Annotated in this window: 7 protein-coding genes; 6 read left to right on the forward strand and 1 reads right to left on the reverse strand. The window is 70.2% G+C overall.

The window, feature by feature from the left end; translation table 11 throughout:
* Positions 1–94 precede the first annotated feature (94 nt).
* Genes AC07ZS_RS17595 through AC07ZS_RS17620 form a run of 6 tightly spaced genes read left to right on the forward strand, consistent with a single transcriptional unit; the run spans position 95 to position 5,511 of the window.
* Positions 95–1,732 (forward strand): FAD-dependent oxidoreductase, encoded by a 1,638-nt coding sequence (locus tag AC07ZS_RS17595; RefSeq protein ID WP_494799818.1) that lies wholly within the window; start codon positions 95–97, stop codon positions 1,730–1,732.
* Entirely contained in the window at positions 1,729–2,058 is a 330-nt protein-coding gene (locus AC07ZS_RS17600; RefSeq protein WP_494799819.1) for a 4Fe-4S binding protein, read from the forward strand. The genes AC07ZS_RS17595 and AC07ZS_RS17600 overlap by 4 nt, the downstream gene beginning before the upstream one ends.
* 27 nt (positions 2,059–2,085) lie before the next feature.
* Positions 2,086–3,135 (forward strand): ABC transporter substrate-binding protein, encoded by a 1,050-nt coding sequence (locus AC07ZS_RS17605; RefSeq protein WP_494799820.1) that lies wholly within the window; start codon positions 2,086–2,088, stop codon positions 3,133–3,135.
* Between the two features lie 9 nt (positions 3,136–3,144).
* Positions 3,145–3,990 carry an ABC transporter permease gene (locus tag AC07ZS_RS17610; RefSeq protein ID WP_494799821.1) on the forward strand — a complete coding sequence of 282 codons (846 nt, stop codon included), beginning with the start codon at positions 3,145–3,147 and terminating at the stop codon, positions 3,988–3,990.
* 1 nt (position 3,991) lies between these two features.
* The gene (locus tag AC07ZS_RS17615) at positions 3,992–4,738 is read left to right on the forward strand and encodes an ABC transporter permease (protein ID WP_494799822.1); all 747 of its coding nucleotides are present in this window, start codon (positions 3,992–3,994) and stop codon (positions 4,736–4,738) included.
* The gene (locus AC07ZS_RS17620) at positions 4,738–5,511 is read left to right on the forward strand and encodes an ABC transporter ATP-binding protein (RefSeq protein ID WP_494799823.1); all 774 of its coding nucleotides are present in this window, start codon (positions 4,738–4,740) and stop codon (positions 5,509–5,511) included. Before AC07ZS_RS17615 ends, AC07ZS_RS17620 begins: the two co-directional genes overlap by 1 nt.
* A gap of 13 nt (positions 5,512–5,524) precedes the next feature.
* Here AC07ZS_RS17620 and purM read toward each other — a convergent pair.
* Positions 5,525–6,553: phosphoribosylformylglycinamidine cyclo-ligase (gene purM, locus AC07ZS_RS17625; protein WP_494799824.1), on the reverse strand; the 1,029-nt coding region annotated here is incomplete at its 5' end.

Below are 6,553 nucleotides of genomic sequence, written 5' to 3' on the forward strand. Positions count from 1 at the left end.
TTTTCCGCATATGGAAACTCGGAAACGGTCGTTGTTGATGCGCTGAGCCGTTCCTAGACTGCCTGCTCTGAACACATTTGTTGGAGAGCAGACGATGGCGCAACATGGCCTTTCTTCCCCGCTGCTGAGTGACGCGGCGGGGCAGCAGCAGATCGAGACCGATGTCCTGGTGATCGGGGGCGGCCCGGCGGGTGCCTGGGCCGCCGTGGCAGCCGCTGCGCGCGGTGCCCGCGTGACGCTGGTGGAGAAGGGCTTCTGCGGCACCTCCGGCGCCACCGCGCCCTCGGGCACCGGCCTCTGGCATGTGCCGCGCGACGCCGCCGCGCGCGAGAAGGCCAAGGCCAGCCGCTACGCCATGGGTGGCGAGCTGGCCGAGCACGCGTGGATGGACCGCGTGCTCGAGCAGACCTGGCTCAACACCGAGACGCTCACGGAATGGGGTTACCCCTTCCCGATCGACACCGAAGGCCAGTTGCAGCGCACTTCGCTGCAGGGGCCGGAGTACATGCGCCTGATGCGCAAGAAGGTGAAGGAGTCGGGCGCCCGCATCCTCGACCACAGCCCGGCGCTGGAGCTGCTGACCGACGAGAACGGCGACGTGGCCGGTGCCACCGGCATCACGCGCACCACGGGCGAGACCTGGGTGGCGCGCGCCGGCGCGGTGGTGATCACCACCGGCGGCTGCGCCTTCCTGAGCCGGGCGCTGGGCTGCAACGTGCTCACCGGCGACGGTTACCTGCTGGGCGCCGAGGTCGGCGCCGAGCTCTCGGGCATGGAGTTCTCCAACGCCTATGGCCTGGGGCCTTCCTTCTCGTCCGTCACCAAGTCCCTGTTCTACAACTGGGCCACCTTCTACGACCGCGACGGCGTGGCCATCGAGGGCGCGGGCTCCTCGCGCGGCCGCAGCGTGATCGCGCGCACCCTGCAGACGCAGCCGGTGTTCGCCTGCCTGGACCGGGCCGACGCCGAGATCCGCGCCTGGATGCGCAACGCCCAGCCCAATTTCTTCGTGTCCTTCGACCGCCAGGGCATCGACCCGTTCAAGGACCACTTCCCGGTGGCCCTGCGGCTGGAAGGCACGGTGCGCGGCACCGGCGGCCTGCACGTGATCGGCGACGACTGCGCGACCTCGGTGCCCGGCCTGTACGCGGCTGGCGATGCCGCCACGCGCGAGCTGATCTGCGGCGCCTTCACCGGCGGCGGCAGCCACAACGCGGCCTGGGCCATGTCGTCCGGCTTCTGGGCCGGCGCGGGCGCGGCCGATTTCAGCCGCGGCGCGCGCAGCCTGGTCAAGCGCCGACTGCACCGCGCGGGCACCGCCGGCATCCAGGAAGGTGGAGCCCCGGCCTGGGACCCCGAAGAACTGGTGCGCGCGGTGCAGGCCGAGGTGTTCCCTTACGAACGCAACTGGACGCGCCGCGCCGACCTGCTGGAAGACTCGCTGCAACGGCTCGACGCCCAGTGGGCGCGCGTGCGCCACGCCAGCGCGCCCAGCCTGCAGCAGGCGGTGCGTGCGCGCGAAGCCGTGGCCATGCTGGCCACCTCGCGCTGGATGTACCGCAGCGCCCTGCAGCGCACCGAGACGCGCGGCATGGCCCGGCGCCAGGACCACACCGGCCTGGACCTGGGCCAGCGGCACCGCCTCGTCAGCGGCGGCCTGGACGAGGTCTGGGTGCGCCAGCAAACCGTTCGCCCACCGGCCAACCTGGACCTTGAAAGACTCGCCGCATGATCGAAATCGTCAGCCCCGAACGCTGCACCGGCTGCAACATCTGTGTGAGCGCCTGCCCCACGCAGGTGTTCGAGGCGGTGCCCGATGGCATCCCGCGCATCGCGCGCCAGTCGGATTGCCAGACCTGTTTCATGTGCGAGCTGTACTGCCCGACCGATGCGCTGTACGTCGCACCGGTGGCGGACCACGCCGTCACCGTGGCCGAGGAGGGAACCGAGGTGCGGCAATGGATCGGCAGCTACCGCCGGGCCGTCGGCTGGGGCAAGGACCGCCAGCCCACTGCCGCGCTCGATGCGAGTTTTGAACTGCTGCGCCGCGCGCACTGAATCTTTCACATCCCACGAGAACCCACCATGACTTTCTGGAAACACCTGGCGGCCTTCGCGCTCGCCGCCACCGCCGCTTTCGGCGCCCACGCGCAGGCCCAGCCCGAGACCATCCGCTTCGGCGGTTTCGGCCAGGGCTTCGGCCAACCCCACGGCGTGGCCTTGCTCGCCATCGCGCAGGGCAAGGGCTTCATCGCCGATGAGTTCAAGGGCACGCCCGTGAAGCTCAGCTTCGAGTACTTCACCGGCACCGGTCCTGCGATCAACGAGGCCATCGCCAACAACCGGCTCGACGTCGCGCAATACGGCTCGCTGCCCAACATCATCGGCAAGGCCGGTGGCCTGCCCACGCGCATCCTCGCGTCCTACGGCTACACCACCGTCTTCGGGCTGGCCCGCAAGGACCTGGAGGTCAACTCGTTCAAGGACCTCAAGGGCCGCAAGGTGGCGGTGGCCAAGGGCACGGTGCTGCACTGGGCGCTGCTCAAGGCGCTGCAGGACAACGGCCTCACGCTGCGCGACATCCAGCTGGTGGACCTCAAGACCGCTGACCAGCTCGCGGCCCTGACCGCCGGCAGCGTGGACGCGGCGGTGGGCTCCAGCAGCCTGCTGACCCTGCGCGACAAGGGCGTGGGCAAGGTGTTCTATTCGTCCAAGGACCAGGGCGCGAAAGCCTCGGGCTTTGGCGGCATCCTGGTGAGCGAGACCTTCGAGAAGCAGTACCCCGACGCCACGCAGCGCATCGCCAACGGCCTGGTCAAAGCCGCCCACTGGCTGGGCCAGGAGGCCAACCGCGACGAGGCCTACCGCCTCTGGGCGCTCTCGGGCATGCCCTACCAGGCCTTCAAGGACGACTACGACGGCGTCTCGCTCAAGGAGGCCTTCAACCCGCGCGTGGACGCCTTCCTGCTCAGCCAGTACGACGACGCGATCGACTTCACCAAGGAGAACAAGCTGATCCGCAACGACATCGACGTGGCGAAGTGGGCTGCACCGCAGTACGTGGAGAACGCGCTGCGCGCCCAGGGCCTGCAGACCTACTGGACGAACCGCGCCGCCCTCGTGGCGCGCCGCTGAGACCGAGCCATGGCGGCCCTCGAACACCTGGCCGGCGGGGTCGGCGCCTCGCCGCTCCCGCGCGCCGCGGCCTGGCCCTGGCGCACCGCGCTGCCGGCCCCGCTGCGGCGCCTTCTGCTGGCGCTGGCCCTGCCGGTCGCGATCGTCGCGCTCTGGCAGTGGGCGGCGGTGCAGGGCTGGGTGCCGCCGCAGATCCTGCCGGCGCCCGCGCTGGTCTGGGACACGTTCCTGGAACTCGCGCGCGGCGGTGAGCTGCTCGACGGCTTCCTCATCAGCCTGCAGCGCATCGGCTCGGGCCTGGCCCTTGGCGGGCCGCTGGGGCTGGCGCTGGGCATCTGGCTGGGCGTGTCGGCGCGCGCGCGCAGCCACCTGGAGCCGACGCTGCGCGCGCTGTTCGCCGTGCCCACCCTGGGCTGGATTCCCATCCTCATCCTGATCTTCGGCATCGACGAGGCGCTCAAGGTCATCGTGATCGCCAAGGCCGTGATGGTGCCCGTGGTGCTCAACACCTCGCGCGGCATCCGCAACATCCCGCTGGCCTACCTCGAGGCCGCGCGCGTGCTGCGCCTGCGCCCCTGGACGCGCCTGACCCGCCTCACGCTGCCGGCCTGCCTGCCCACCGTGTTCAGCGGTTTCCGCCTGGGCCTGAGCCATGCCTTCATCGCGCTCATCGTGGTGGAGATGCTCGCGGCCACCGAAGGCATCGGCTACATGATGGTCTGGGGCCGCAAGCTGTTCCAGCTCGATATCGTGATCGTCGGCATCGTGGTCGTTGGGGTGGCGGGTTACGCGCTGGACCTGCTGCTGCGCCGGCTCGAACGCGGCCTGAGCCGTTGGGCGCCCGAGCATGGCTGAGGTGCGCATTCCCCCGGGCGCCTGGCTGCCGCTGGCCATCGGCGCGGCCTGGCTGCTGCTGATCGACACCGGTGCCATCGCCCACCCGCTGATGGTGCCGCTGCACGAGGTGCTGGCCGCGCCCTTCATCGACGAACAGGGCCGCCAGATCTGGTCGGCCGCCGCCAGCAGCCTGGTGCGCGTGGCGCTGGGCTTTCTCATCGGCGCCAGCCTGGGCATCGCCGTGGGCGTGGCCGTCGGGCTGTCTCGGCCGGCGCAGCTGGCCGTCGCCCCCACGGTGCACGGTCTGCGCCAGGTCGCGCTGTTCGCCTGGATTCCCTTGCTCACTGCCTGGTTCGGCAACGGCGACCTGGTGAAGATCGTGTTCATCTCGATCTCCACCTTCTTCCCGGTCTTTCTCAACACCGAGCAGGGTGTGCGCGGCATCGCGCCGGCCTACCGCGAGGTGGCCGCGATCGTGCGGCTCGGGCCCTGGCTGCGGCTGCGCCGGCTGGTGCTGCCCGCGATCCTGCCCTCGGTGCTGACCGGGGTCGAGCTCGCGCTGCTGACGGCCTGGATCGGCACCGTGGGTTCCGAATACGCGATCGGCACCGGCCGGGGCATCGGCGCCTACCTGGCCACCGCGCGCGACGTGTTCCGCATGGACCTGGTGCTGATCGGTGTGCTGGTGATGGCCCTGGTGGGCTACGGCCTGAGCCGCTTCGCGCAGCTTCTTTTCCTGCGCCTCATTCCCTGGAGACCCCGCTGATGAGCACCCCCACCCTGGAGGCGGCCGCCCCCACCGCCCTGAGCCTGCGCAACGTGGGCAAGACCTACCGGATCGAGGGGCAGGACCTGCCGGTGCTGCAGCGCATCGGCCTGGAGATCGGGCGCGGCGAGTTCCTGAGCATCGTGGGGGCCTCGGGTTGCGGCAAGTCCACGCTGCTGCGCCTGGTCGCGGGCCTGGACGACCGCTTCGACGGCGACATCCTGATCGACGGCCGGCCGGTGGCCGGGCCGGGCGTGGAGCGCAGCCTGGTGTTTCAGGACCACCGCCTGTTTCCCTGGCTCAGCGTCACCGACAACATCGGCCTGGGGCTCGACAGCCTGGACCTGAGCCGGCGCGAGCGCGAGGCGCGCATCCGCGAGCAGCTCGAACTCGTGGGTCTGACGGGGTTTGCGCAGGCCTGGCCGCACCAGCTCTCGGGCGGCATGGCGCAGCGCGCGGCGATCGCGCGGGCGCTGGTCTCGCGGCCGGACATCCTGCTGATGGACGAGCCCTTCGGTGCGCTCGATTCGATCACCCGGGCCCACATGCAGGAAGAACTGCTGCGCATCTGGCGCGAGCGGCGCATCACCGTGGTGATCGTCACGCACGACGTGGACGAGGCCGTGTTCCTGGGCGACCGCGTGGCGGTGATGGAACCCCGGCCGGGCCGGGTGCAGAGCGTGATCGACGTGGACCTGCCGCGCCCGCGCGAGCGCACGGGCACGGCCTTCAATCAGATCAAGCAGCGCGTGCTGGCCCAGCTCAAGCGCTGAGCGCGCGGTCGCCTCAGGCGACGACGACGGCCGCGCCTTCGCCGCGTGCCGCGATCTGGCCGATCTCGTGCACGGTCTCACCCAGGCCGCGCAGGGTGGCGGCGCAGGCGGCGGCCTGGTCGGCGGCGATCACCACCACCATGCCGATGCCGTTGTTGAAGGTGCGGTTCATCTCGATGTCGTCGATGCCGGCGGTCTTCTGCAGCCAGGCGAACAGCTCGGTCTGCGGCCAGCTGCCCTTCACCAGGTGGGCGGCCGTGCCTTCGGGCAACACGCGGGGGATGTTCTCCAGCAGGCCGCCGCCGGTGATGTGGGCCAGCGCCTTGATGGGGTGCGCGGCCAGCGCGGCCAGCACGTTCTTCACGTAGAGCCGGGTCGGCTTCATGATGGCTTCGCGGAACGGCTGGCCGTCCAGCGTGGCGGGCAGGTTCGCGCCCGCGCGTTCCAGGCACTTGCGCACCAGCGAGAAACCGTTGGAATGCACGCCGTGCGAGGCCAGGCCCAGCACCACGTCGCCGGCTTGCACGCTCTGGCCGGTGAGGATCTTGGATTTTTCGACCGCGCCCACGCAGAAGCCGGCCAGGTCGTACTCGCCGGCCGGGTACATGCCCGGCATTTCGGCGGTTTCACCGCCGATCAGCGCGCAGCCGCTGAGCTCGCAGCCCTTGGCGATGCCGCCGACCACGGCCGCGGCCGTGTCCACGTCGAGCTTGCCGCAGGCGAAATAATCCAGGAAGAACAGGGGCTCGGCGCCTTGCACCAGCACGTCGTTCACGCTCATGCCGACCAGGTCGATGCCCACGGTGTCGTGCATGTTCCACTCGAACGCCAGCTTGAGCTTGGTGCCCACGCCGTCGGTGCCGGAGACCAGCACCGGTTCCTTGTAGCGCTTGGGCACCTCGAACAGGGCGCCGAAACCGCCGATACCGGCCAGCACGCCTTCGCGCATGGTCTTCTTCGCGAGCGGCTTGATGCGCTCGACCAGGGCGTCGCCCGCGTCGATGTCAACGCCGGCGTCTTTGTACGAAAGGGGGGTGGAGGG

It is taken from the genome of Hydrogenophaga sp. GW456-12-10-14-TSB4, from assembly GCF_059424305.1.